This is a genomic window from Paenibacillus tianmuensis, assembly GCF_900100345.1.
GTDB lineage: Bacteria > Bacillota > Bacilli > Paenibacillales > NBRC-103111 > Paenibacillus_G > Paenibacillus_G tianmuensis.
The window spans coordinates 63,189-86,002 of sequence record NZ_FMTT01000022.1 but is presented as its reverse complement, the minus strand read 5'-3'; the positions used below and the strand labels follow the sequence as shown (position 1 = coordinate 86,002).

24 protein-coding genes and 1 pseudogene are annotated in these 22,814 nt (G+C 50.3%); 17 read left to right on the top strand and 8 right to left on the bottom strand.

Annotation, left to right across the window (positions count from 1 at the left end; translation table 11 throughout):
• From BLO51_RS29815 to BLO51_RS15680, 3 genes and pseudogenes are all read right to left on the bottom strand, one after another.
• Positions 1–196: pseudogene (locus BLO51_RS29815) on the bottom strand (IS1634 family transposase); the annotation flags it as partial.
• A gap of 223 nt (positions 197–419) precedes the next feature.
• Complete coding sequence (locus BLO51_RS15685) at positions 420–731, bottom strand: transposase (RefSeq protein ID WP_090673370.1); 312 nt, start codon at positions 729–731, stop codon at positions 420–422.
• Between the two features lie 305 nt (positions 732–1,036).
• Positions 1,037–1,618, bottom strand: coding sequence for a TetR/AcrR family transcriptional regulator (locus tag BLO51_RS15680; protein WP_090673368.1), 582 nt, complete (start codon positions 1,616–1,618; stop codon positions 1,037–1,039).
• A 220-nt stretch (positions 1,619–1,838) separates the two neighbouring features.
• Here BLO51_RS15680 and BLO51_RS15675 point away from each other — a divergent pair, with 220 nt between their 5' ends.
• The 12 genes from BLO51_RS15675 to BLO51_RS15620 all read left to right on the top strand — a co-directional run bounded on the left by BLO51_RS15675 (position 1,839) and on the right by BLO51_RS15620 (position 13,471).
• Entirely contained in the window at positions 1,839–3,170 is a 1,332-nt protein-coding gene (locus BLO51_RS15675; protein WP_245719685.1) for an MFS transporter, read from the top strand.
• Between the two features lie 70 nt (positions 3,171–3,240).
• On the top strand, positions 3,241–4,182 hold the full coding sequence (locus tag BLO51_RS15670; protein WP_090673366.1) for an alpha/beta fold hydrolase: 942 nt from the start codon (positions 3,241–3,243) through the stop codon (positions 4,180–4,182).
• Positions 4,183–4,448: 266 nt separating this feature from the next.
• Complete coding sequence (locus BLO51_RS15665; RefSeq protein ID WP_245719684.1) at positions 4,449–4,826, top strand: GyrI-like domain-containing protein; 378 nt, start codon at positions 4,449–4,451, stop codon at positions 4,824–4,826.
• Between the two features lie 32 nt (positions 4,827–4,858).
• Positions 4,859–6,046, top strand: a complete 1,188-nt coding sequence (locus BLO51_RS15660) for an MFS transporter (RefSeq protein ID WP_090673385.1) — start codon at positions 4,859–4,861, stop codon at positions 6,044–6,046.
• 95 nt (positions 6,047–6,141) lie between these two features.
• Positions 6,142–7,341: an MFS transporter gene (locus BLO51_RS15655; RefSeq protein ID WP_090673364.1), complete on the top strand. Its 1,200-nt coding sequence runs from the start codon at positions 6,142–6,144 to the stop codon at positions 7,339–7,341.
• 175 nt (positions 7,342–7,516) lie between these two features.
• Positions 7,517–7,768 (top strand): Imm32 family immunity protein, encoded by a 252-nt coding sequence (locus BLO51_RS15650; RefSeq protein WP_217266746.1) that lies wholly within the window; start codon positions 7,517–7,519, stop codon positions 7,766–7,768.
• A 386-nt stretch (positions 7,769–8,154) separates the two neighbouring features.
• Positions 8,155–8,868, top strand: a complete 714-nt coding sequence (locus tag BLO51_RS15645; protein ID WP_090673362.1) for a YqeB family protein — start codon at positions 8,155–8,157, stop codon at positions 8,866–8,868.
• A gap of 162 nt (positions 8,869–9,030) precedes the next feature.
• Positions 9,031–10,047 carry an alpha/beta hydrolase family protein gene (locus BLO51_RS15640; RefSeq protein WP_090673360.1) on the top strand — a complete coding sequence of 339 codons (1,017 nt, stop codon included), beginning with the start codon at positions 9,031–9,033 and terminating at the stop codon, positions 10,045–10,047.
• A gap of 362 nt (positions 10,048–10,409) precedes the next feature.
• Positions 10,410–11,123 carry a YqeB family protein gene (locus BLO51_RS15635; RefSeq protein WP_090673358.1) on the top strand — a complete coding sequence of 238 codons (714 nt, stop codon included), beginning with the start codon at positions 10,410–10,412 and terminating at the stop codon, positions 11,121–11,123.
• Between the two features lie 162 nt (positions 11,124–11,285).
• Positions 11,286–12,302, top strand: a complete 1,017-nt coding sequence (locus BLO51_RS15630) for an alpha/beta hydrolase family protein (protein WP_090673355.1) — start codon at positions 11,286–11,288, stop codon at positions 12,300–12,302.
• Between the two features lie 84 nt (positions 12,303–12,386).
• Positions 12,387–12,671, top strand: a complete 285-nt coding sequence (locus tag BLO51_RS15625; RefSeq protein ID WP_090673353.1) for a hypothetical protein — start codon at positions 12,387–12,389, stop codon at positions 12,669–12,671.
• 188 nt (positions 12,672–12,859) lie between these two features.
• Positions 12,860–13,471, top strand: a complete 612-nt coding sequence (locus tag BLO51_RS15620) for a TetR/AcrR family transcriptional regulator (protein WP_090673352.1) — start codon at positions 12,860–12,862, stop codon at positions 13,469–13,471.
• 236 nt (positions 13,472–13,707) lie between these two features.
• Here BLO51_RS15620 and BLO51_RS15615 read toward each other — a convergent pair whose 3' ends face one another.
• Positions 13,708–14,097 (bottom strand): hypothetical protein, encoded by a 390-nt coding sequence (locus BLO51_RS15615; protein WP_090673350.1) that lies wholly within the window; start codon positions 14,095–14,097, stop codon positions 13,708–13,710.
• Between the two features lie 163 nt (positions 14,098–14,260).
• Between BLO51_RS15615 and BLO51_RS15610 the strand changes: the two genes are divergently transcribed.
• Both BLO51_RS15610 and BLO51_RS15605 read left to right on the top strand, forming a co-directional pair.
• On the top strand, positions 14,261–15,250 hold the full coding sequence (locus BLO51_RS15610) for a Gfo/Idh/MocA family protein (protein WP_090673348.1): 990 nt from the start codon (positions 14,261–14,263) through the stop codon (positions 15,248–15,250).
• A 24-nt stretch (positions 15,251–15,274) separates the two neighbouring features.
• A complete protein-coding gene (locus tag BLO51_RS15605) occupies positions 15,275–16,003 on the top strand; it encodes an NAD-dependent protein deacylase (protein ID WP_090673345.1) in 729 nt (242 codons plus the stop codon).
• Positions 16,004–16,475: 472 nt separating this feature from the next.
• Here the strand turns inward: BLO51_RS15605 and BLO51_RS15600 are convergent, their stop codons facing one another.
• The 4 genes from BLO51_RS15600 to BLO51_RS15580 all read right to left on the bottom strand — a co-directional run bounded on the left by BLO51_RS15600 (position 16,476) and on the right by BLO51_RS15580 (position 20,675).
• Positions 16,476–16,700 carry a helix-turn-helix domain-containing protein gene (locus BLO51_RS15600; protein ID WP_090673343.1) on the bottom strand — a complete coding sequence of 75 codons (225 nt, stop codon included), beginning with the start codon at positions 16,698–16,700 and terminating at the stop codon, positions 16,476–16,478.
• A 768-nt stretch (positions 16,701–17,468) separates the two neighbouring features.
• A complete protein-coding gene (gene motB / locus BLO51_RS15590) occupies positions 17,469–18,302 on the bottom strand; it encodes a flagellar motor protein MotB (RefSeq protein ID WP_090673341.1) in 834 nt (277 codons plus the stop codon).
• Positions 18,295–19,086, bottom strand: coding sequence for a flagellar motor stator protein MotA (gene motA / locus BLO51_RS15585; protein ID WP_090673339.1), 792 nt, complete (start codon positions 19,084–19,086; stop codon positions 18,295–18,297). The genes motB and motA overlap by 8 nt, the downstream gene beginning before the upstream one ends.
• Positions 19,087–19,295: 209 nt before the next feature.
• On the bottom strand, positions 19,296–20,675 hold the full coding sequence (locus tag BLO51_RS15580; RefSeq protein WP_090673337.1) for an MFS transporter: 1,380 nt from the start codon (positions 20,673–20,675) through the stop codon (positions 19,296–19,298).
• 189 nt (positions 20,676–20,864) lie between these two features.
• Between BLO51_RS15580 and BLO51_RS15575 the strand changes: the two genes are divergently transcribed.
• The 3 genes from BLO51_RS15575 (at position 20,865) to BLO51_RS29615 (ending at position 22,751) form a co-directional block, all read left to right on the top strand.
• Complete coding sequence (locus tag BLO51_RS15575; RefSeq protein WP_090673335.1) at positions 20,865–21,335, top strand: MarR family winged helix-turn-helix transcriptional regulator; 471 nt, start codon at positions 20,865–20,867, stop codon at positions 21,333–21,335.
• 227 nt (positions 21,336–21,562) lie between these two features.
• The gene (locus BLO51_RS15570) at positions 21,563–22,276 is read left to right on the top strand and encodes a DUF1963 domain-containing protein (protein ID WP_167670221.1); all 714 of its coding nucleotides are present in this window, start codon (positions 21,563–21,565) and stop codon (positions 22,274–22,276) included.
• Between the two features lie 301 nt (positions 22,277–22,577).
• Positions 22,578–22,751, top strand: a complete 174-nt coding sequence (locus BLO51_RS29615; RefSeq protein WP_174551258.1) for an FDLD family class I lanthipeptide — start codon at positions 22,578–22,580, stop codon at positions 22,749–22,751.
• Positions 22,752–22,814 lie beyond the last annotated feature (63 nt).

Sequence of the window (22,814 nt, the reverse complement as noted above, 5' to 3'; positions counted from 1 at the left end):
GCTTCTTGGCAGGGGCGCCAGACTCCGTCTCTCTCCGATACGCTCGGGTGGGCACGATCTCTCCCGTCTTTGGATCGACTCTCCCGATGAGCGTCCGCTTTGCACGAGACTGCTGTTTTTCCTTATCCCAGTAGGGCTCGTTGTTGTAGGCATAGGTAATGCCTGTCTTTTTATTGGTTTGATAAATGATCGCCATAATGAACACCAACCTCGTTATACATTATATAATATGTAACGAGGTAAAATCAACCATTTTCGGCTAAATGCCTTGTCCCTATGCTATTTTTTCATTCATCATCGTTATACAATCCGGGAACTCAGGATGCATTCAATCAAAATTTTTTACTTCAAAACTTTATTTGTAATTGAAAAAACGGGAAAAATCCAGCGAGGTCTTGATCTTGCTGGATTTTTGCACTTCAAAACATTATTGTCATCCAACACACTCTAGCTGACGCCGATAAAGTTGCGCCAAATGCCTGATTTTTCGGTTCTATTAATTGCCTCACTAGCTCCCGAAACGAGGAGATCTCCGATCGAGTAAAGTACAAATACTGCATCCGAAAGCAGACTCTTGGATCGATCGGAGGACGACCGCCATTCTTGTAGAGCGGAGCGATTTTCTCAAACACAATGGAATCATCAACATGATCGATATAATCAATCAGTTCCGCATCAAATCCGAGTGTGTTATAGTAGTGGTAGGGCAGCAGTTCAAGCTGCAAGTCCATGAAAATGCACCTCGCGTTGTTGGTTTAATGGTAGTGTGGTACTTCCATTTTACCATTTTTCGCATAGGTGCATTTTTGTTTTTTATCCGATATTATGTGCTTTTTGAACAGGCTCTTAAAGTTAGAAAGGCTGATGATCTTCCTCGAAGGCCGAGAAGAAGGAAGAGGACTGTGATCAACCGGTCTCACTCTGCAAATTTCCGAATTGCAGCCGTAGTCTCCAACTTTGGGCTCCTTCTAACGTAAGCTCCGATGATGTCAATGGGGTTCCAAAGGATCGCTGACCACTTCAAATGACAAACGCTTTACTCCAGCAAGGCGACAATGGTCGCTACGGCGTTGTCCGCAAATGCTCGATCGGGGCGGGATTTCATCAACGTGGTAAGTCCTATCATTGAAACGACGAGTGTCTGGGCGAGCGCTTTGGCGCTCACATGATTCCCCAGTTCGCCAGATCGCATCCCCCGTTCAATGGTTTCCTGAAAGGTCGCCGCCAAATACATCTGGTGCTCTCTGGTCAGTACTTCAAATTTGGCATCATGTGGAGCAAGCTCGACCATGACATTGAGGCAAAAACATCCCCGGTTTGGACCTTCCTCATATCCTTCCGCTACAATACCCGCAAAGAAAGCGCGAAACGCTTCTTTGACGGACGGCGCGCCCTGCAGCCGGGCGCGCACATAAGAAGCATGGGATTGATTGTATTTGCGAAGTGAAGCTTCAAAAAGCTCCTTCTTATCGCCAAACGCGGAGTAGAGACTTGGCCGTTGAATGCCCATTTTTGCCGTTAAATCGCTTAATGAGGTCGCTTCGTAGCCCTTCTCCCAAAACAGTTCCATCGCGGCATGCAATGCTTGCTCTTCGTTAAACGACCGAGGCCGAACCATAAGCCATCCTCTTTCTTTTTATATCGTTCAGTATATTAAAATAATATCCCACGGCTAAGAAATAGTCAAATTCATTTCATTTTTTATGGTTGACACCATGTGAAATCCTCATGTATATTTATCTACATTCAATTACGTACCGATCAATATAATATACTTTTCGGTACGTAATTGGTTAGAGTTAACTCCGGTCAATCCAACCTGAAAGGTGAGAGTGGATATGGAAAAGCTTAAAGACATAGCGGAGGGAGGTGCCGGAGAAACCTGGATTACCGGGTCGGCTTCTGAGAGTAAACCCGTTACCAGTGCTTCCACGCCCCATTCATCGCTATCGCGTACACTTGGATTGCTGTTTGCCATCGCTTGCGGGCTTGCTGTGGCCAACGTTTATTATGCACAGCCGCTGCTTGACGCGATGGCAGTTGAGTTCGGCATCCGCGAATCGACTGTCGGGGTTGTCGTCACCATCACTCAGATCGGGTATGCACTTGGCCTTCTGCTGTTGGTACCACTTGGCGATTTGCTGAATCGCCGACGGTTGATCGTCGGCCAGTCAGCGTTGTCCGTAGCGGCTCTCGCCGCTGTCGGCTTCTCTCCCAACAGCACACTGTTGTTCATCAGCAGCGCTTTGGTTGGGTTACTCGCGGTGGTCACGCAGGTGCTGGTTGCATTCTCGGCCGTATTGGCAGCGCCGGCTGAGCGCGGCCGTGTAGTAGGAACGGTGACTAGTGGCATTGTCATCGGTATTTTACTGGCGCGGACCATCGCGGGGTTCATGGCCGATCTCGCGGGCTGGAGGGCGATCTATTTCGTATCGGCGACCTTGACGCTGCTCATCACCGTACTGTTGTTTCGTGTGCTACCGGAGCACGACAAGGTGAAGGAAACGATAGCTTATCCGCAATTGCTGCGCTCGGTTTTCATGTTGTTCTTGGAGGAGCCGATTTTGCGCATACGTGCTTTGATTGCCTTCCTGATCTTTACCTCAACTTCGGTCTTGTGGACGCCGATGGTGTTTCCGCTCAGCGAACCGCCGTTTTCGCTCTCACATACCGAGATCGGGCTGTTCGGTCTGGCTGGCGCCGCTGGAGCGTTGGGTGCGGCCCGGGCAGGGCAGATGGCGGATCGCGGCTGGAGTCAGCGGGTTACCGGCATCGGGCTGTTCATTATGTTGCTGTCCTGGCTACCGATTGGGTTCACTATTCATTCCTTGTGGGCTTTGATCGCCGGCGTAATCGTCTTCGACCTCGGTTTGCAGGCCGTGCATGTCACGAATCAAAGTATGATCTACAGTGTTCGCCCCGAGGCTCATAGCCGGCTTACTGCCGGGTACATGATTTTCTATTCCCTCGGCAGCGCTGCCGGCTCGATTATCTCGACGTTCGTGTATGCGCGGGCTGGTTGGACTGGTGTATGCCTATTGGGCTCGGCCATAAGCTTCCTGGCATTACTATTCTGGACGTTTACCCGCCATTTGACGCCCACCACTTATACGTCTAACGGCGAACTGGCACATGCCACTGACAGCCATCATGCTGCTCGTCAATTATGACCGACGGAAGATTGTTTACTGTTTCGGCCAGCTAGATTTTCCGATTCAATTCTAAGGGGGAACTTTTCTCATGACGTATCCTTATAACCTCAACCGCGATCCGCTTGCGGATTGCCACGGTACCTACCCATTCACACCGCACTTCACCGACGCTCCCGGGTTTGCCATGCACTATGTTGACGAAGGGCCGCACGGAGTTGAGACCGTGCTTTGTCTTCATGGCGAGCCGACCTGGGGCTATTTGTTTAGGCACCTCATCCCGGTCCTGAGCTCGGACAGCCGTGTCATTGTCCCTGATCATATGGGGTTCGGCAAAAGTGCGACTCCTCAGGATCGTAGCTACTGGCTGCGAGATCATATCGACAATCTCGAACGGTTCGTGCTTGCGCTCGACCTGCGGGATATCACGTTGATTATGCACGATTTTGGCGGGCCAGTGGGGATGGGACTTGCTGCCCGCCATCCAGATCGCATCCGCAGGCTGATCACGACCAATGGGCCGACACCGTTCGGCCAGTCCAGCCTCGGAGACCGGTTGAGCGCCAATGTCGTCGTCTCGCCTTGGTTCCAATGGGTTGTTCAGGCGGAGAAGAATGGGAGTCTCGAGGCCGTGTTGGGCCAACTCGGTTTTAATATTCTCAGCACGCTCAAACTGAACGGTTTTGAGAACAATACCCTAATTACCGACACCTGGCTGGCGGCTTACGGCTCACACTTCGCCGATCAGTCGGATTGTCTCGGAGCGATCGGCTGGGCAAAAGGGTATGCTACAGGCGCGCACCAGTTTGAAGTACCTAATGCCGAAGCCGTCCGCATGATTCGCACGAAGCCAGCAATGGCCATTTGGGGAGAGTCTGATCGCACGCTGCATGCTGAACATTTTCTGCCGCTGTTCACGGAGTTGTTCCCCGATGCTCCCGTTCATCAGCTTGCAGGCGTGGGTCATTATTGTCTGGAAGATGCACCGGATGAAATTGGACGTCTCGTTGCAGACTTCATCCACCAGAACTGAAACGTGGATTCGAAGGAGCCAAATCTCCAAGGAGGATTCCCAAGACCAGCTGCACATCGATGTGCGGCTTTTTTTCTGTTCGGAAGTCCGCTCAGTCGAATTGGAACCAGATAACGGCGGCGTAACTGCTCTAAATTTTCTTTTTTACACCCTCTGCTTGACTCTCCCCTTAACGGGAAAGTTATACTTCGGAAGAAGTGAGCAGAGGCGCAACGCAATTGGTGGTGTCTTATCGGAAAAGAACTTGTTTTCGGCAAATTCCGGATATGTTTCGGCAGCTGGACGATTATTTGGGCAATGCCAGTCGACCGTCCTTGTCGCAGATCATTTTGTGGCATGGCTGTGAGGAAAGTGATGAAGATATGGACATTGAAGCAGCTCGGCTGCTAACCGAAAAAATGCCAAGCCGGCCGCCCTTTGCAGTCCAACAATTGCAGGGCATCCCGCTAATGGCCACGCTGATCCATTATTGCCGGACGACGAGCCGCTGCACCGCAAGCACGGAACTGGCGCTGTGGATTGAGCGAAATGGTTATCGAATGATCGAAAACGAGCCGCGGCGCGAAATTTGCATCCCTCATGAACAGACAGGCGATCCGGAAGCTTATGTCGCGGAGGTGCAGATTGCCGTCGAGAGAGCTTAGATTAGGCGTAGGAGGGAGAGAGAGTGGAAGTGTTGACAAGATACCAAAAGTTGTTGACGTTGAATTTGTTTCTATTAACCTTTGTGTTGGGGACGAGCGAATTTGTTATTGTAGGGCTGCTTACAGAAGTAGCGGCTGATTTTCAAATCGACATATCAACAGCCGGGGCGCTTGTATCGGCGTTTGCCTTGTCGTTTGCAATCTGCACCCCATTCTTAACGGCTCTGTTCAGCCGGTTTGCCAAATATCCGCTCATGCTGACGCTGATCGCCATTTTTATTGCCGGCAATATCTCAACCGCCCTGTCTGAGTCGTATGCACTTCTGCTTGTTTCCCGAATCATCACAGCTGTCGTAACCGGCGTCTTGATTGCGCTCTCGATGGTGGTTGCCAGCGAAACGATGCCTGCCGAAAAGCAGGGGGCGGTGATTGCCATCGTTTTTGCAGGATTTACCGTGGCCAGTGTCATCGGAGTCCCGATCGGTACTTCTATCGGGCAATGGGGCGGTTGGCAGATGGCGTTTGGATTCACCGCCTTATTGGGTGCTATTTCCTTGATTTTCAGCTGGGCGACCATTCCTAAGGGACTGAAAGGGATGCGGAGTTCCTTAAAAAATCAGATCGGCTTGCTCGCCCATCCGTGTCTTGTGATCGCATTCTTCATTCCGGCTTTCAGTATTGCGGCGACTTATACCGTATACACGTATCTGACGCCTTTGCTGCAAGAGGTGCTCGGGGTTCCCGAACGGTATATCAGCTTAGTGTTTCTGCTTTATGGGGCCGTGTCCATCTTCAGTACGTTAATAGGCGGAAAATTGGCCGCACGGGATGGGATCAGTAAGCTTCGGTATGTGTTCCTGATTCAGGCCATCATTCTTGCATCGCTGTATGTTTCCGCGAGTTCGTTGGTCGGGGGGATGGTCAGCATCTCCTTTATTGCCCTGGTCCTCTATACGATGAATTCCACGATGCAATTATACTTCATCGATTTGGCCGACCGGCACTTTCCGGCTGCTCGGGATTTGGCCTCGTCGCTTACACCCGTATCCGTCAATGTCGGCATTGCGGTCGGATCGGCGCTCGGAGGATGGGTAACAACGAACATGAGGCTGATCGATGTATCCTGGTCCGGTGGCATCATGGCAATCGCCGCATCCTTGCTGGCTGTAGTCAGCTATCGTCTCGACTGCAAAACCAAGAGGGACAGAAAGGTGAATTGAACATCTCCAGAGCGAGCAACTGCCCGCTACTTTTCTTTTATCTTGATTATGTATCAATTGGTATTTAATATGGCTGATCAATACGGAGGTATACTATGTCTAATGTTGCTATGAATCAAGCCGAAGCATCGAAAGCTAGTGTTCGCAGCTGGCTGGCGATCGTTGTTCTCGGCATTGCCATGTTTACTGTTGTTGCCACCGAATTCGCTCCGATCGGACTACTATCGTATATCGCTTCCGATCTTGGGCGCAGTCCCGCAACGGTAGGACTCATCGTGACGGCCTATGCGCTGATTGGCGCAGGCAGCGCGTTGCTATCCGCCGTACTGCCGAACCAGTTCCCGCGCAAGCCGCTGCTCATCGGGTTGATGATGGTGCTGGCTGCCGCAAACGGACTAGCGATGATCGCCCATTCGTTCCCGGTTCTGATGCTGGCACGGGTTATCGGGGCTCTGTCGCATGGCGTTTTCTGGGCAATGGTGGCCGCACTTGCGACACAGATGGCTCCTCCGAATCGGAAGGGCCTTGCGACTTCGATCGTTTTCGGCGGCATGTCGATTGCAAACGTGCTGGGTGTTCCTCTGCTCAACCTGATCGGACAGACATGGGGCTGGCGTTTGGCATTTGGCACCCTCGTCGCGGCCTGCCTGTTCACGGCGCTGTTAATGGCTATCGTGCTGCCGCAAATAAAGGCCGAAGGATCGGTCGGATTTGCCACTTTGGGCAGTGTGCTGCGTAGCGGAAAGTTGTGGCGCGTCTATACGGTGGCGATCTTCACGGTAGCTGCGCATTTTGGAGCGTTCACCTACATCGAGCCGTATCTGAGAAACGTCCCTGGCATTGCTCCCGCTATGATCGCCGCTTTGCTCTTTGGCTTCGGGGCCGCTGGTTTGCTCGGAAATGTGCTTACCGGGGCGCTGATCGACCGCTTCATGAAGCCGGTCATCGCCGTATCACTACTGCTTATGTGCGTATCGCTCATTGGTCTGGGCACGTTCGGGCTCAGCTCCGGGGTATGGCCAGTGCTGGCGCTGCTCGTTGTTTGGGGCACGGCAATCTCGATACTTTTTATTGGTATACAGGCATGGGTGTTGCGAACAGGTGGGGCAGCGGCTATACCGGCGTCAGCCGTTTATACGACCGTGTTCAACTCCTCTTCCGGCGTGGGAGCCATACTAGGTGCATTCGTTCTGAACAAAGCTGGTTTGTCTTCCATTATGACATTGGCCGGTCTGGTTATCGTCATGGCTTTTACTATCGTCGTTTTGGATCGTGGGGTGAGGAAGACATCTTAATGCTGAAGAGGATGCGGAAGTGCCTTAATAGGTATCGCTTCAAGCTCCATATTGCGGGGAAAGTCGAAAGCACCGTCTACGGTGGACGGGAAACAATAAAGGAATTGGTGTAATCAGGGTCCACACTGTGCTCCTTTCCCCATGGAGCTCTTCGCAGACCATTAGAAATAAGCCAGTGGAAATTGATATTCCTGAATATGATCCTGCCAAGGGATTGAAAGTTGTATGGGAAAACAATTTCAAAATAAGAGCAATTAATAAGGGAGACGATTTTGTAATTGAGGCAAACAAAGAGGGGTTAGTTTCTTTAGCCAAGCAAATGTTATCAATTGCATATAATGATCTTTTCTCAGGTTTCCATATCCATTATGAAGAATTGACTTGCCTTGAAAAAGGATCAGCAAGTTTTGTAATTGAGTTGAAATGAGCTTTTTGGTCGTTACAACCACTTCAAAACTTATTTGTCTCCCAACAACTGTACTGCCGCACGATTGTACAGGGTGACATCCCCCCCACTGAAAAAGCCCGGTTCTGCATGTCCTACATGTCAGAGCCGGGCTTTGTGTTTTTTCTACGACAGCCAGCTGAGATGACGGAATTTTCCTGAGGATTGCCAGTCGCGTATCTGGAAGACCAAATGATTTTGCCGGAGATGATTCAAAGGCCGAGCGTCGCCGCGATTTCTGAGGCTGCTGTAAATCCGTTATTTGCAAATGTTAGTTTTTGTGATAATATTGACTTACCGTTAGGTAAATAAGAGGTGTAGCAGTCCTAATCCGCCATCTCTTGAGTCATCTTAGGAGGTAATATCATATGAGTGCATCGCGGCCGTCGTCCCAAAAACCGACCGTAATCGGCTTTCCCTTTATTATCCGTGCCCTGATTTTTGTAGGGTGTACCATCCTCGGTATTGCGCTCGGGTACTTCATCCCGATGATCGCCCAGTGGGCTTCGACCTTGCCTTGGATACCTTTTCAAGGACCGCTTAAGCTAATTTCGTCCTTCTCGGGGGCGTGGGTGACCACCGTCGTCACTTCGCTTCTTGGCCTGCTGGCCGGCCTCTGGCTCGCCGAGGAAGTGATCAAAGATACGCTGCGTGTGGTGGTCTCTGGCGAAACGATCCGGCTGGAAAAAGACGGGGGCGGTCAAGAGCTCAGTTTCGAAAATATCAGTATGGTTTTCCTTGACGGCAAGCAGCTTGTGTTCCTTGGGCATGCGGGGCAGGAGCTGGCCCGTGATAAATACGAATGGGCGAGCGAGCGTATAGTCAGCGCTTTAACGGCGCACGGGTATGCTTGGTCGCCCGACGGCGACCCGTACAAGGAGCAGTACCACCGCTGGGTGCAGGACACTCCCGATCTGCCGCCTGCGGTCAACGCGCTGTTGAAGGCGCGCGAAAAAGCGCTCCAGAAAGAGGAAGGGCGCGAAGCCAAAGAGCTGCGCAGCGAGGTAGCCAAGCACGGCGTCGTTGTCCATGACGAAGAGACGCGTCAATACTGGCGGATGCAGGCTATAGAACCGCGATAGACTTACAGAAATTTACTTCGGAAGGGCGGCGTATCATGAAGAACTTGCCCGATAAGCTCTAACCGTTTTCTCGCGCGCTTGATACCGGAAATAGGCGATATGTGAAAAAGAAAGTTACCATTTTATATTGATCAAAAAAGTCCTTTTGTAAGGAGAACGATAATGAAAAAGAAAATATTCATATCCATTCTAATTTTGTTACTTTTAGCAGTTGGTTCAGGGATTTATATTCTTGCACAACAAAACTTCGATATGGTTGAACAAGATGTGGAGATCCAGACACCTCAAGGCAAGTTGACCGGTACTTTTGTATTACCTAAAAATTATACTGGAAAATTAGGACTCGTGTTATTTGTTCATGGCGACGGTCCTGTTGATTCCACTCTTGGTGATGCTTATAAACCCCTTTGGGAGCGGTTAGCTTCCATAGGCTATGCCTCTTTGTCTCTAAATAAACGAGGCATCAACGGTTCTGAAGGCAACTGGGAGCATCAAACCATCGACGATCGGGTAGTAGAAGCAAGGCAGGCGATTGCGTGGGCAAAGCAACAGTCTATGATTGACGAGAATCGGATTGGAGCTTGGGGAGCGAGCCAAGGAGGATGGGTTGTTCCGAAACTTGCCAAAGAAGAGCCACTCGCATTTAGCCTTCTTTTAGCGCCTGGGATTAATTGGGTACAACAAGGGTTATATCATTCACGTGCAACGATGGAAAAGGAAGGATATTCCGAAGCTGAAATTCAAGCGAAAATGGCATATGATCTTGAAGTGAACAAACTTTTAAAACAACAAGCTCCGTATGAGGAATATTTAAAAATTGCTCGTAAGGATAGATTAATGACAGAAGACAGATGGATGTTTGCTGGCAAAAACTTTTTGTCGGATGCGACCCATGACTTACCGAATTTCAAGACACCCGTACTTCTAATGCTGGGAGCACACGATATCAACGTTGACTACAAAAATACGGAAGAAGTGTATCGCCAGATGGTAAAACCGGAGCTGTTAACCGTGGAAATTTACCCGGATGCCGAACATAGAGCGGTACACATCGAAACCGCAAATTCGGAACTACGGGCGATATGGCTTAGCTTATTCGCGCCTAGACAAATTACCGTACCTGCGTATAATGATTCCATTGAACGGTTTCTTAAAAAACTTCCGCAACACCAATCATAACAAGCTATCTGTTGTGTACTGTGGTGCGCTAGCCGCACAATTGTACAGGGTAACATCCCCCCCAATTGAAAAAGCCCGGTTCTGCATGTCCTACATGTCGGAGCCGGGCTTGTGTTTTTTCTACGACAGCCAGCTGAGATGACAGAATTTTTCCGAAGTTTTCCAGCCGCGTATCTGGAAAACCAAATGATTTTGCCGGAGATGATTTAAAGGTCGAGCGTCACCGCGATTTCTGGGGCTGTTGTAAATCCGTTATTTGCAAATGTTAGTTTTTGTGATAATATTGACTTACCGTTAGGTAAATAAGAGGTGTAGCGATCCTAATCCGCCATCTCTTGAGTCATCTTAGGAGGTAATATCATATGAATGCTTCGCGGCCGTCGTCCCAAAAACCGACCGTAATCGGCTTTCCCTTTATTATCCGTGCCCTGATATTTGTAGGGTGTACCGTCCTCGGTATTGCGCTCGGGTACTTCATCCCGATGATCGCCCAGTGGGCTTCGACCTTGCCTTGGATACCGTTTCAAGGGCCGCTTAAACTAATTTCGTCCTTCTCGGGGGCATGGGTGACCACCATCGTCACTTCGCTTCTTGGCCTGCTCGCCGGTCTCTGGTTCGCCGAGGAGGTGATCAAAGATACGCTGCGTGTGGTGGTCTCTGGCGAAACGATCCGGCTGGAAAAAGACGGGGTCGTTCAAGAGCTCAGTTTCGAAAATATAAGCATGGTTTTCCTTGACGGCAAGCAGCTTGTGTTCCTTGGGCATGCGGGGCAGGAGCTCGCCCGTGAAACCTACGAATGGGCGAGCGAGCGTATAGTCAGTGCATTAATGGGGCACGGGTATCCTTGGTCGCCCGACGGCGACCCGTACAAGGAGCAGTACCACCGCTGGGTGCAGGATGCCCCCGATCTGCCGCCTGCGGTCAACGCGCTGTTGAAGGCGCGCGAAATAGCGCTCCAGAATGAGGACGGGCGCGAAGCCAAAGAGCTGCGCAGCGAGGTAACCAAGCACGGCGTCGTTGTCCGTGACGAAGAGACGCGTCAATACTGGCGGATGCAGGCTACAGAACCGCGATAGACTTACAGAAGTTTACTTCGGAAGGGCGGCGTATCATGAAGAACTTGCCCGATAAGCTCTAACCGTTTTCTCGCGCGCTTGATACTGGAAATAGGCGATTTGTGAAAAAGAAAGTGACCATTTTATATTGATCAAAAAAATCCTTTTGTAAGGAGAACGATGATGAAAAAGAAAATATTCATTTCCATTCTTATTTTGATATTTTTAGTAGTTGGTTCAGGGGTTTACATTCTTGCACAACATAACTACGATATGGTCGAACAAGATGTAGAGATCCAGACACCTCAAGGCAAGTTAACCGGTACTTTCGTACTGCCTCAAAATTATACTGGGAAATTAGGACTCGTTCTATTTATTCATGGCGATGGTGCTATTAATTCCACTCATGATGATGGATATAAACCCCTCTGGGAACATTTAGCTTCCATAGGCTATGCCTCTTTGTCTCTAAATAAACGCGGCCTTAATGGTTCTGAAGGCAACTGGGAGCATCAAACCATCGACGATCGGGTAGTAGAAGCGAGACAGGCGATTGCGTGGGCAAAGCAACAGCCTATGATTGACGAGCATCGGATTGGGGCTTGGGGAGCGAGCCAAGGAGGATGGGTTATTCCAAAACTCGCCAAAGAAGAGCCGATCGCATTTAGTATGCTTCTGGCACCCGCTATTAATTGGGTAGAGCAAGGATTATATCATTCCCGTGCGGAAATGGAGAAGAAAGGATATTCTGAAGCTGAAATTCAAGCGAAAACTGCATACGATCTTGAAGTGAACAAACTTTTAAAACAACAAGTTCCGTATGAGGAATATTTAAAAATTGCTCGTAAGGATAGATTAATGACAGAAGATAGATGGATATTTGCTGGCAAAAACTTTTTGTCGGATGCGACCCATGACTTACCGAATTTCAAAACACCGGTACTTCTGATGCTGGGTGCACACGACATTAACGTGGATTACAAAAATACGGAAGAAGTGTATCGCAAGATAGTCAAACCGGAGCAGTTAACCGTGAAAGTTTTCCCGGATGCCGACCATGGCGCAGTACACACCGATACCATTAACTCGGAACTAAAGTCGACATTGATTTTCTTATTCACGCCTAGACAAATTACCGTACCCGCTTATCATGATTCCATTGATCAGTTTCTTAAAAAACTTCCGCAACGCCAATCATAACAAAGTATCTGTTGTGTACTGTGGTGCGATAGCCGCACGATTGTACAGGGTGACATCCCCCCAACTGAAAAAGCCCGATTCTGCATGACCAACATGTCGGAGCCGGGCTTGTATTTTTTCTACGACAGACATCCGATAGCGGTTGCATTCCATGAAAATGCCAGCTTTTTAGCGACTGCGATTTCGAGTGAAGTCATGGCGGTGCTGAAGAGCTTTAATGCGATTATGGCTACCTTGACACCCAGAACCAATTCGGCTGTTTTTTCACTTCTTCCCACACTTGCTCATAGATCTGACAGATTATTAACCTATGGCCAAATGTTGCCCTCTTCCGAAAAGGAGGATTTCAACACGAAGATGCAGAAGTAGAAATGCCAGTGGCTAGATTTCTTAGGTTTATCGGGTTCTACAAATTCCCGCACGTTATCGGTGCATTTCGCAGCACAGAGAGTGCATGAGAGCATATTCATCTAGGCTGCTTCCTCTGGTTCAGCTATCTGATTCCCGACAAGCGGGGGCGTTCTTGAGACGTCACCCGCCATAAAACGATTAACGGAGTGATTGTTATCAACGAAACCTACGCCAAAATTTTGGAAACCGCCTACCGGCTGTTCGCCGAGCACGGGATTGACAAAACAAGCCTGTCCATGATCGCCAAAGAAGTGGGGATCTCCAAGCCCGCGATCTACTATCACTTTCTTTCCAAAGATATGCTGATCGACGTTCTCTTCGAGGAAATCAAGAAGGAAATCGACTTTCCGAAATCCTTTTCCATCCAGGACTATACGAAAGACAACTTCGAAGCGAAGCTGTTGGCCGACGGCTATCGGATGATCGAGGAGCAGCGGCAGGACGACTATTTCCCCCGCGTCCTGAACGAATACATGATCAGGGGCTCCCGCAATGAACTGAAATACGAGCAGCGACTCCATGTGGTTATCGAAGGGTTCGCCAACGGATTCGAGGAGCTGCTGACGCACGGCGCGAAGCTTGGCGTCATCCCGGGCGAACGGATTACGGCCAAGGCGCATATGCTCACGATGGTCATCGACAACATCGGCAACTGTATGCTGATCGGCCTCAAGTTCAACTATAAGGAAATCTGGGAAGAGGCGGCCAAAGCGTGTTTCGGAGCGAAGGGTAAGCAAGTAAAAAAGCCGCTCTCCTGACTTTATGGCTTTGGAGGGCGGCATGATTTCATTAACCCAAGGGACCCTCCCGGTGCTGCTGTTCTCCCCCGGCGCCCGATAAACTCCACGAATTTTCGAAATTTGAAGTCGTCATTGAACTACCGAAGAATGTTAGTTCAATGAAACAGCAGCAGTCTAGAACTTTATTTTTCGCGTCTGTCCTGGACTGCTGCTGACTCTTTTATCAAGGCACGGAACCCTGTTGCCTTTTTTACTTACTGCATCTGCCCTTGCGATTGATTCTGTTTGGACACGAAGTCGATGGTCCAATCGATCATCCCGTTCATCATATTGATGATCAGATTGATGACATCCTCGTCCGTTAACTGCGAGCCGCGGCTCTGATTCGAGGCATACTCTTGCATCTTCGCCTGCAGATCGCTCGTCAGCTTTTTGAGCTTGATGAAATCATTGGCCATATCGAACAACGCATCGGAGCAATTGTTGTTTTGTTCTCCTCCTTGCTTGCTCTGGTCTTGGTTCGAGGTTGGGTTGTTGGATTGGCTCTCAATCAAGTTTTTAATCTTCTGCAGCTCGTCGCTTAGAAACTGGTTTTGCTCGGATAATTCTTCGATTTGTCCCTTCAGTTCGCGGTTGCTGATCATGGCGGCTCCTTAACATAAGATTTTATGGATATTTTACCCTAATTTTGTACGTTTATCCGATCGAAGCTGAGATTTGGAAAATTCAGTTGGCCTCTCGCGCTCTCCTCCTATACAATAAGAGGATAGGCATGACGACAAATTACACGACGAGAGGAAATCAAACATGATACGATTTGCGGTCATCGGAACGAACTGGATTACGGAAGAGTTTATTCGCGCGGCGCGGGAATGCGAGGCGTTTGCCTTAACGGCGGTTTATTCGCGGACGGAAGAGAAGGCCGAGGCCTTCGCGGCCAAATTCGAAATCCCGCACAAATTCACGGATTTGGAGACGATGGCGCGGAGCGATGCGTTCGATGCCGTCTATATCGCAAGCCCGAACGCTTTCCATGCGAAGCAGGCTGTGCTGCTGATGAATCACGGGAAGCACGTGCTCTGCGAGAAGCCGCTGGCTTCCAACCGGACGGAGGTTATGGAGATGATCGCCGCGGCGAAGGCGAACCGGGTGCTGCTGATGGAGGCGTTAAAATCGACGCTGCTGCCGAATTTCCGCGCAGTGCAGGAGCATTTGTCCAAAATCGGTCCGGTCCGCCGCTATGCGGCAAGCTACGGTCAGTACTCCTCCCGTTACGACGTCTATAAGCAGGGGACGGTGCTGAATGCGTTTAATCCCGCCTTATCCAATGGGTCGCTGATGGATCTGGGCGTGTACTGTATTTATCCGATGGTTGTGCTGTTCGGCCAGCCGGACCGCGTTCAGGCGAACGGTCTGCTGCTTGACTCCGGCGTGGACGGGCAGGGAAGCCTGCTGCTAAACTATGGGCAGATGGAAGCGGTGTTGACGCATTCCAAGATTGTCAACTCGTACGCGCCGGCGGAAATTCAAGGCGAGCACGGCACCCTCGTCATCGACAAAATCAGTCAGCCGGAGCATGTGGAAATCCGTTACCGCGACGGTTCGGTCGAGGTATTGACCCGCCCACAAAGCAGCAAGTCGATGTATTACGAAGTACAGGAGTTTATCGACGTACTGCAAGCCGGAAGGCTGGAGTCTGCAACGAACTCGCACGCCAATTCATTGGCCGCGATCTCGATCATGGACGAGGCCCGCAAGCAGATCGGGCTCCGTTTTCCGGCGGATGGAACGGTGTGAATCAGGAATCAAGGAGGACCGGGTATGGCGGTTGAAGAGATCAAATCATGGATTGCGGACAGTCGAAACATTGTCTTTTTCGGGGGAGCGGGGACTTCGACGGAGAGTCAGATCCCCGATTTTCGTTCGGCAACGGGGCTGTATCAGACGGCCTCCAAGCATGCTTTTCCGCCCGAGGTTATGCTGAGCCGCAGTTTTTTTATGGAGCGTCCGGCGGAGTTTTACGATTTTTACCGCGCGTGCATGGTTCATAGGGAAGCCAAACCGAACGCGGCTCACGAGGTGTTGGCGCAGCTGGAGCAAACGGGAAAGCTTCAGGCCGTCGTCACCCAGAACATTGACGGACTGCATCAGATGGCGGGCAGTCGTCATGTGCTGGAGCTTCACGGGTCGGTGCACCGGAATTACTGTATGGGCTGCGGCAAGTTTTTTGACCTCGACCACGTGACGAGCGACGAGACGATGCTTCCCCGCTGCGATGCCTGCGGAGGGATTGTAAAGCCCGACGTGGTGCTGTACGAGGAAAGCCTCGATTGGGACATCCTATCGAAGGCCAGAAAGCATATTGCGGAAGCGGACGTACTGATCGTCGGCGGGACGTCGTTGACCGTCAACCCGGCCGCCGCGCTGGTTGGAGAATATGCCGGCGACAAGCTGATTCTGATCAACCAGTCTTCGACGCCGTATGACAGGCGGGCGACTCACGTCATCCGCGACTCGATCGGGAAAGTGCTGAAAGCTTTGATGTCTTAAAGGAAAACGGTCATTGCTTGCGGCTTCCTTGAATTCCGTGCTGCAGCAATTGGTATACCCTCACGATGGAGGAGGATTGCGTTCGTTAATGGCTTACTTGCGCAAAAGCTCATATCCTTCCGCCTCCAAAATGCATTTGATCTCGCACAAAAGCCGAAAGAATCGGAGTTCTGGCCGGATTTAGCGGACGATGGAAGGAAGGTTCTGATTCAAAGCCGTCGATCAGGATGCCGGAATTTACGCCGCCGTGAAAGTGGGGCGTGTGCGGGGGAATTTTGTTAGCTTGCAAGCAAGAGCTGCTATTCACTATTATATGAGAGCGAACTTTCGAGCCATGGCTAAAGTGGTAAGGGCGTTGCTCCTTTTTTATGTTTCGGAATAAAATCCGGACATGATTTGATAGCTTTGTTTGGGGTATATGGTGAATAGCTTTTTTTGGTCCCAAGGAATGTTAGTTTAGATGAGATAATAATTATATTTCATTCAATTCTTTATCGTTTTCAAGAACAAGTAATTCATGCAAGTCAATTTCTAGTGCTCTGCATATTGCGTCTAAGGTACTTAGATGTACACGGTCAATATTTTCAGAACAGTAATGATTAATCGTATTTGGTGTTAATCCTGTTTTTCTTGCTAATTTACGCTGAGAGATTTCTCTTTGTTCGAGTATTTCTTTTAACCGAACCTTAATTGCCATACTGCTACCTCTCTCCGAACATCTTTTCATAAATTATATGATGAAAAGACGGTAAAAGAAAGTTTGTATTGAATGTATCTACTAGATGATATAAAATGTATTCATTAGACAATACATTATGTAGTTTCTAGTGGTTACAACAATCTAAAAATTTCTGTAACGGAGGGAACTTTCAATGAATGTGACCAGTTATGTTCAAGTCTCAAAAGCGGGCCAAGCAAAAGATGGTTACTGCTTATTGTTTCAGCGGGAAGAAAGCGAAGTAGATTGTCCCAGAATACATGTGAAGCGTCGCAGTTTTTATGGTGGGTTGTACTAATATGTTGACGTTGAATCTATCGGCCAGCATCAGGCGACCTTATGAGAGTTGAAGACATGAATATGAAAGGTTCCCTCATAGACAGATTGGATGCCGAGGAAGAAGAACTGATGCGGCAAATTCAGACGTACGAAGCTTGTACAATGGCAGTCTTAAACATGACGAGCGATCAAACAAGGCTATTTCATAAATTTGTACTTGAAGACATTGTTTCAAATCTTCATCGAATGACCATGGAACTACAAACGGAATTACTTCATTTGAGGCTGGAAAAGACACTATGCCACCATTCAAACGTTAAATAGAGGGACAAAGCGATGACAAAATACTACTTACGAAAGTGATTTAAGTAGAGGGATTTAATTGTAATACGCAAAGAGCCCAATCCGTACGCCGACAGCGTGCGGGTTGGGCTCTTCTCTTTTCAATAGGCTTGCGGCCGATAGCGGCTACGGCTGCTTCGCAGCAGCATCAATCATTTGCGGCGGCTTCACGCTGCGCAGGATGCTGACCTCGACGCGGCGGTTTTTCGCACGACCGGTTTCGGAATCGTTCGTATCGATCGGATGGTACTCACCGTATCCGATGGAGCGGAAGCGCTCCGGACCGATTTTATCGTTTTCGAGCAAAATTTTCATGAAATTTAAAGCCCGCTTGGCGCTTAAATCCCAGTTAGTTTCAAAGGCAGCCGTTCGAATCGGCACGTTATCCGTATGGCCGGCGACCTCGATCCGATAATTCGGATATTGGGCGAGCATCTCGGAGATCGTGCCCGCAAGCTGCTTCGCCTCCGGCTTGACCGTGGCCGAGCCGGACGAGAACAAGGCGTTGTCACGAATCGTAAGCATCAGGAGATCTTCGGTCAGCTTCGTTTCCAACTGGGTGGACAACTTGTTTTCGGCGATGTAATGGTCCAATTTTTCTTTAAGCTGCTGGAGGTCAACCTGCTCCTTCGCCATTTGGCTGCTAAGCTGATCCTGCTGCTTTTGCTGCTGTCCCGAAGCGTTCGGCGTCGCCGGATTGGTCGGCTGGTCGAACTTCTTCTGATCGATGTTCGGTTCCGTCGAAAGCGGAATAAGGTTCGAGAAGTTGAATTGCCCTACGCCGCCGGTAAAGGCAGAGTTGAACGACTGCATGATGGTCTTGTATTTCTTCTGGTCGGTCTGGCTGGCGGCGAACAAAATGATGAACAGCGCAAGCAGCAGCGTCAGCAGGTCGGCGTAGGGGATCAGCCACGATTCGTCAACGTGTTCTTCGTGATGCTCTTGTCGTTTTTTACTCATCCGCTTTCACCGCATTGTCGTTATTTTTTTCCCGCTGGGACGTCGGAATGAAGACCATAAGCTTCTGTTGGACGGCGGTTGCGGAAATGCCGGTCTGAATGGAAAGCAGTCCTTCCACCATCATCAGACGCAATTCCACTTCTTTCTTCGACTTTTGCTTCAGCTTATTCGCGATGGGGTGCCATAACACATATCCCGAAAAGATGCCGAGCAGCGTAGCGACGAATGCGGCGGAAATCAAATGGCCAAGCGCCTCGATTTCGCTCAAGTTGCTGAGTGCTGCGATCAAACCGACAACCGCCCCGAGAACGCCGAGGGTCGGTGCGTAGGTCCCGGCTTGCGTGAAAATTTGCGCCCCCGTCCGATGCCGCTCCTGCATCGTGTGTATATCTTCCATTAATACGTCGTGAACGAATTCCTGATCGTTCCCGTCGATGATCATGCGCATCCCGTTGCGCAGGAACGGATCGGGGATTTCCTCCACCTTGCTCTCCATAGCCAGCAAGCCTTCGCGGCGGGTAATCGCTACCCAGTCCGTGAACATGTCGATGAGTTCCATTTTCGAGATTGTCTTTTGCTCGGTGAACACAATTTTCATTAACTTCGGAAACAATTTAAGCTCTTCCATGGAAAACCCGATAAAGAGCGCCGCCGCCGTTCCGACGAAAATGATGAGGATGGCCGCCGGATTGACGAGTGCAGCCAGGCTTGCCCCTTTTAAAACCATGCCCACCCCTACTGCGATCATTGCGAGAATAATGCCGATGATAGTTGATTTTTCCACGTGAGGAACACCTTCCGCTTCTTGTATTCAGGCATAATATGCCATTAGATGAGCAGTTGAATAGTTCGACATAATGCGACACAAATCCTGCCGAATCAGCTTTTAAAATTTTTTTAGAGATGCCGGGACTTTCGCTGAGATGAAAAAAGCCCGCTTCCTGTGCTAAGGAAATCCGGGCTCTAATTAAACATTTTCGATGGGATACGGCTTTATCCGGCGTTCGTGGCTTCTTCGACAGCGGGCAGCGGAGCTGCTCTGCGGGTTGCGCGGACGTAGCTGACGGAGACGAACAGGGAAACGGCAGCGACCGCGGCCATGACCCAGAAGATGTTCCGGTAAGCGGCTTGCAGCGGAGCGGACGCTTGCCAGACAAGCGAAGCGCCGGTGAGCGCCACGCCTAGCGCGCCGCCGAAAAACTGCGTCAGCTGCGCCATGCCCATCCCGCCGCCGATTTCATGCTTCGCCAGAATGCGCGACATTTCGTTCGATACGCTCGATCCGATGGCGGACACCGACACGCTCATCAGCATGTACGCTGCGGTGATGGCGTACAAGTATTGCGTGGAGAGCAGCGCAAACACGAAAGTAGCGGCAAGCAGGGTCGCATGTCCGGCCAAGATGACTGGAGTGTTGCCCAGCCGGTCGATCCAGCGGCCGATCCGGGGCGAGAGCAGCGCGGTCAGAATCGCCCCGGGGAAAATGAGAAATCCGGTGACGGCGGAGCTCTGCCCGTACAGACGAATGATCACGAGAGGCATGATAAACAGCGTGGCAAAATGAAGCACATAAGCCACAAATCCCATCACCGTCAGGTTCATGTACGGCCGGTTGCGCAGCAGCGAGGGCTGCAGGAAAGGCTGGTCGACCTGGTGAATACGGAACCAAAAGGCGACCAGGGACAACAGGCCGAGCGCCAGAGCCCACCAAGGATGCAGCGTCAGAAAGAGCAGCAGCCCGGTGACGCCGACGCCGATGAAGAGAGCGCCCCATCCGTCGAATTGAATACGGGTATACGGCTGCTCGGGCAGATTACGGTAAAATACCGGGATCGTCAGCAGCGCCAAAGCCGTCACGACGAATAGCGAGTTCCAGCTGAAATATTGCGTCATCGCGCCCCCGACGATCGGGCCGAGGCCGAAGCCGAGCGACGCCGCGGAAATAATGACGGACATCGATTTGCCCCTGCGCTCCAGCGGAATATACCGGGTAACGAGGACGACCCCGAGCCCCGGCGCGGACGCCGCTCCGATCGCCTGCAGCAAACGGGCGGCCAGCACGCCGTAGAAATGATGCGACAGCAGGCCAACTACGGAGGCGATGCCGAGCAGCACAAGGCCGATCAACAGCAGCGTCCGAATCGGGACGAAGTCGGTCAAGCGGCTATATGTGATGGAAGAAATGGCGAATAGGATCGAGTAGCCCGTGACGATCCACGAAGCGGCTGTCGTGGTCAGTCCCAAATCATGGGCTACGGTCGGCAGCGCGACGTTAAACATGGTGGTATTCATGACGACCAGCAGGACGGTGAGACCCCATAGAGGAATAATTAACGATTCCCGAAACGACGGGCTTGCTGCTTCAGGCTTCATAACAAATGGCAGCCTCCTTATGAGAAAATGGAACTGAATACTTCTCCAATAATACTATTGTAGAAATAGTATTTGCGCTAAAATATATATCACTGTCCCGGATGTTGTCAACGGGGTTTATGTTAAATTTTTCTTTTGCCTCGGGTATGGTGTAGTATGGAAAGAGAACGATGTTAAGGTGGGTCGCTTATGCCTTCGAATTCAATGAATACGTTGTGGCACAGCCTTCTGGACATGAACCGCAAGCTGAACCAGACGCTGTGTCTGCTCAGTTCGGTGGTGGAGGTTCCGCCGTCCGCAGTGGCGCTGATCTTCAAGCTGGAGCATAAGGAATCGATGAAAATCAACGATACTGCCGAGGTTCTGGGTATCACCATCGGCGCAGCCTCCAATCTCGTTGACAAATTGGAAGAAAAGCAATGGGTGGAACGGATGCGCTCCGAAGAGGACCGGCGCATCATGAATGTCCGGTTGACGGAGCTGGGGAAGGAGCAATTGCTTCGCTGGAGGCAACAGTTTTCCGAGCACGCGGATGTTATTTTTGCGCAGGTGCCTCCGGAGGAGCTGGACCATTTTAGCGAGCAGGTTGCTCGTTTAAGCCAATATTTAAGTGATTACAACCGCGGTTTGGAGAGCGGGCGTTCCCGCAAGGACGGGTAACGGGGGGAGAGCATCGGAGCAAGCATGTCGTGGCGATTGGGGGCGCACATTGTCGCCCGGAAGAGGACCCTTCGGTGATCGTGCTCTATGGCAACGATTGCGCTATGGCTCCGTTAACGAAGCATGTTTTCATTGGCAGGGAGCGGCTTTGGTGCAGGGAAGCAGCCTGTCTCACTCATCGTGAATATCGTTTGCGAAATGAAAAAAAGGTAACGGGGGATTGGGAGATGAACGAAACCGTAGAGTCTATTGAAAAAATTAAAAAGAGCCTAATGCGGCCCGCCGTCGTGTTCGAAATCGGCGGCTTTCGTCCGCCGGAGGACCCGCTCACACCTTGGTTCGGCAAGGTGACGGTCGCCGCGCGCGACGAAAGGTGGCCAACGAATCCAGATGGGACGCCGATGTGGGCTTTGGGACAAGTGAACTTGTCCGCGCTGGATTGCGTGCCCGAGGCTCTCAAGGATGTAGCATTTCTCACGATCTTTTTCGGACCGAATCATCCGCAGGACGAAGACCCGAACGGAACGAACTGGCTGATCCGCACCTACGCGTCGTTGGAAGAACTGTCGCCGTTAGAGCAGATGAAGACGAGCTCGCATTTGAAGCCGTTTCCGATGCGGCCGGGCGAGCCGGTGGAAGACTATCCCGTATGGGATGGGGGAGACATTCCGGAGGACGTCCGGGATTTGATCCTGCAACTGAGAGACGAAGGCGAGATTGAGGATTACCATGATCTGATCGAGCTGCATAACGGATTTAAAGTCGGAGGACATCCTTGCTTTATTCAGCCCAGCACGTCGGTTGACGAGCCGTTCGAGTTCGTGCTGCAGATCGATTCGACGGGAAAAGGCAACCTCATGTGGGGACACCACTCCGGCAGTGCCTACTTTTCCCGGGACCCGCGAACGAACGAATGGTGCATGACCTGGGACTGTTTTTGAGCAGCTGCGACATGCGGGATTAACGTACGCAAAAAATAGCCTGATCCTATGCCGTGGAAAGATGGGTAGGACAGGCTATTTTTTTCTCGTATATCTATTAGTATAATCCTCAATTTTCTAAATAAATAAAAATAATACATATGTAGACTTATTTCGATTAAATTCTCGAGTTACAATTTAATCATTGAAGCGAACAACTTCAAATGAAAGATTGCACCCATATATGACAATATTTCGAGTGATAATAATCGATTCGATAATATTGTTCATATAAAAACTGATAGGAAGGAGGTAGATTCTAATGGCTGACAATCAATTTGACTTGGATATACAGGTGAACAAGTCTCAAGGTTCTATTACACCCCAAGTAACAAGTGTTGTTGACTGCAGTTGGGGATGTGGCGATGGTGAAACGAAGAATACTTGCGTTGATACTTGCGGTCGTTGCTTTACCAACATTGGCGCTCTGTGCTAATAATGACAAGTTGTTTTCATAATTATTTGTAAAATTTGTTATACGATTGATTTGTTGGTAGGG

What these genes read in the sequence shown, in the direction of transcription:
- BLO51_RS15685 (WP_090673370.1), bottom strand. Translation starts at nt 731, where the DNA reads ATGGACTTGCAGCTTGAACTGCTGCCCTACCACTACTATAACACACTC.
- BLO51_RS15680 (WP_090673368.1), bottom strand. Translation starts at nt 1,618, where the DNA reads ATGGTTCGGCCTCGGTCGTTTAACGAAGAGCAAGCATTGCATGCCGCG.
- BLO51_RS15675 (WP_245719685.1), top strand. Translation starts at nt 1,839, where the DNA reads ATGGAAAAGCTTAAAGACATAGCGGAGGGAGGTGCCGGAGAAACCTGG.
- BLO51_RS15670 (WP_090673366.1), top strand. Translation starts at nt 3,241, where the DNA reads ATGACGTATCCTTATAACCTCAACCGCGATCCGCTTGCGGATTGCCAC.
- BLO51_RS15665 (WP_245719684.1), top strand. Translation starts at nt 4,449, where the DNA reads ATGTTTCGGCAGCTGGACGATTATTTGGGCAATGCCAGTCGACCGTCC.
- BLO51_RS15655 (WP_090673364.1), top strand. Translation starts at nt 6,142, where the DNA reads ATGTCTAATGTTGCTATGAATCAAGCCGAAGCATCGAAAGCTAGTGTT.
- BLO51_RS15645 (WP_090673362.1), top strand. Translation starts at nt 8,155, where the DNA reads ATGAGTGCATCGCGGCCGTCGTCCCAAAAACCGACCGTAATCGGCTTT.
- BLO51_RS15640 (WP_090673360.1), top strand. Translation starts at nt 9,031, where the DNA reads ATGAAAAAGAAAATATTCATATCCATTCTAATTTTGTTACTTTTAGCA.
- BLO51_RS15635 (WP_090673358.1), top strand. Translation starts at nt 10,410, where the DNA reads ATGAATGCTTCGCGGCCGTCGTCCCAAAAACCGACCGTAATCGGCTTT.
- BLO51_RS15630 (WP_090673355.1), top strand. Translation starts at nt 11,286, where the DNA reads ATGAAAAAGAAAATATTCATTTCCATTCTTATTTTGATATTTTTAGTA.
- BLO51_RS15625 (WP_090673353.1), top strand. Translation starts at nt 12,387, where the DNA reads ATGACCAACATGTCGGAGCCGGGCTTGTATTTTTTCTACGACAGACAT.
- BLO51_RS15615 (WP_090673350.1), bottom strand. Translation starts at nt 14,097, where the DNA reads ATGATCAGCAACCGCGAACTGAAGGGACAAATCGAAGAATTATCCGAG.
- BLO51_RS15610 (WP_090673348.1), top strand. Translation starts at nt 14,261, where the DNA reads ATGATACGATTTGCGGTCATCGGAACGAACTGGATTACGGAAGAGTTT.
- BLO51_RS15605 (WP_090673345.1), top strand. Translation starts at nt 15,275, where the DNA reads ATGGCGGTTGAAGAGATCAAATCATGGATTGCGGACAGTCGAAACATT.
- BLO51_RS15600 (WP_090673343.1), bottom strand. Translation starts at nt 16,700, where the DNA reads ATGGCAATTAAGGTTCGGTTAAAAGAAATACTCGAACAAAGAGAAATC.
- motB (WP_090673341.1), bottom strand. Translation starts at nt 18,302, where the DNA reads ATGAGTAAAAAACGACAAGAGCATCACGAAGAACACGTTGACGAATCG.
- BLO51_RS15580 (WP_090673337.1), bottom strand. Translation starts at nt 20,675, where the DNA reads ATGAAGCCTGAAGCAGCAAGCCCGTCGTTTCGGGAATCGTTAATTATT.
- BLO51_RS15575 (WP_090673335.1), top strand. Translation starts at nt 20,865, where the DNA reads ATGCCTTCGAATTCAATGAATACGTTGTGGCACAGCCTTCTGGACATG.
- BLO51_RS15570 (WP_167670221.1), top strand. Translation starts at nt 21,563, where the DNA reads ATGAACGAAACCGTAGAGTCTATTGAAAAAATTAAAAAGAGCCTAATG.
- BLO51_RS29615 (WP_174551258.1), top strand. Translation starts at nt 22,578, where the DNA reads ATGGCTGACAATCAATTTGACTTGGATATACAGGTGAACAAGTCTCAA.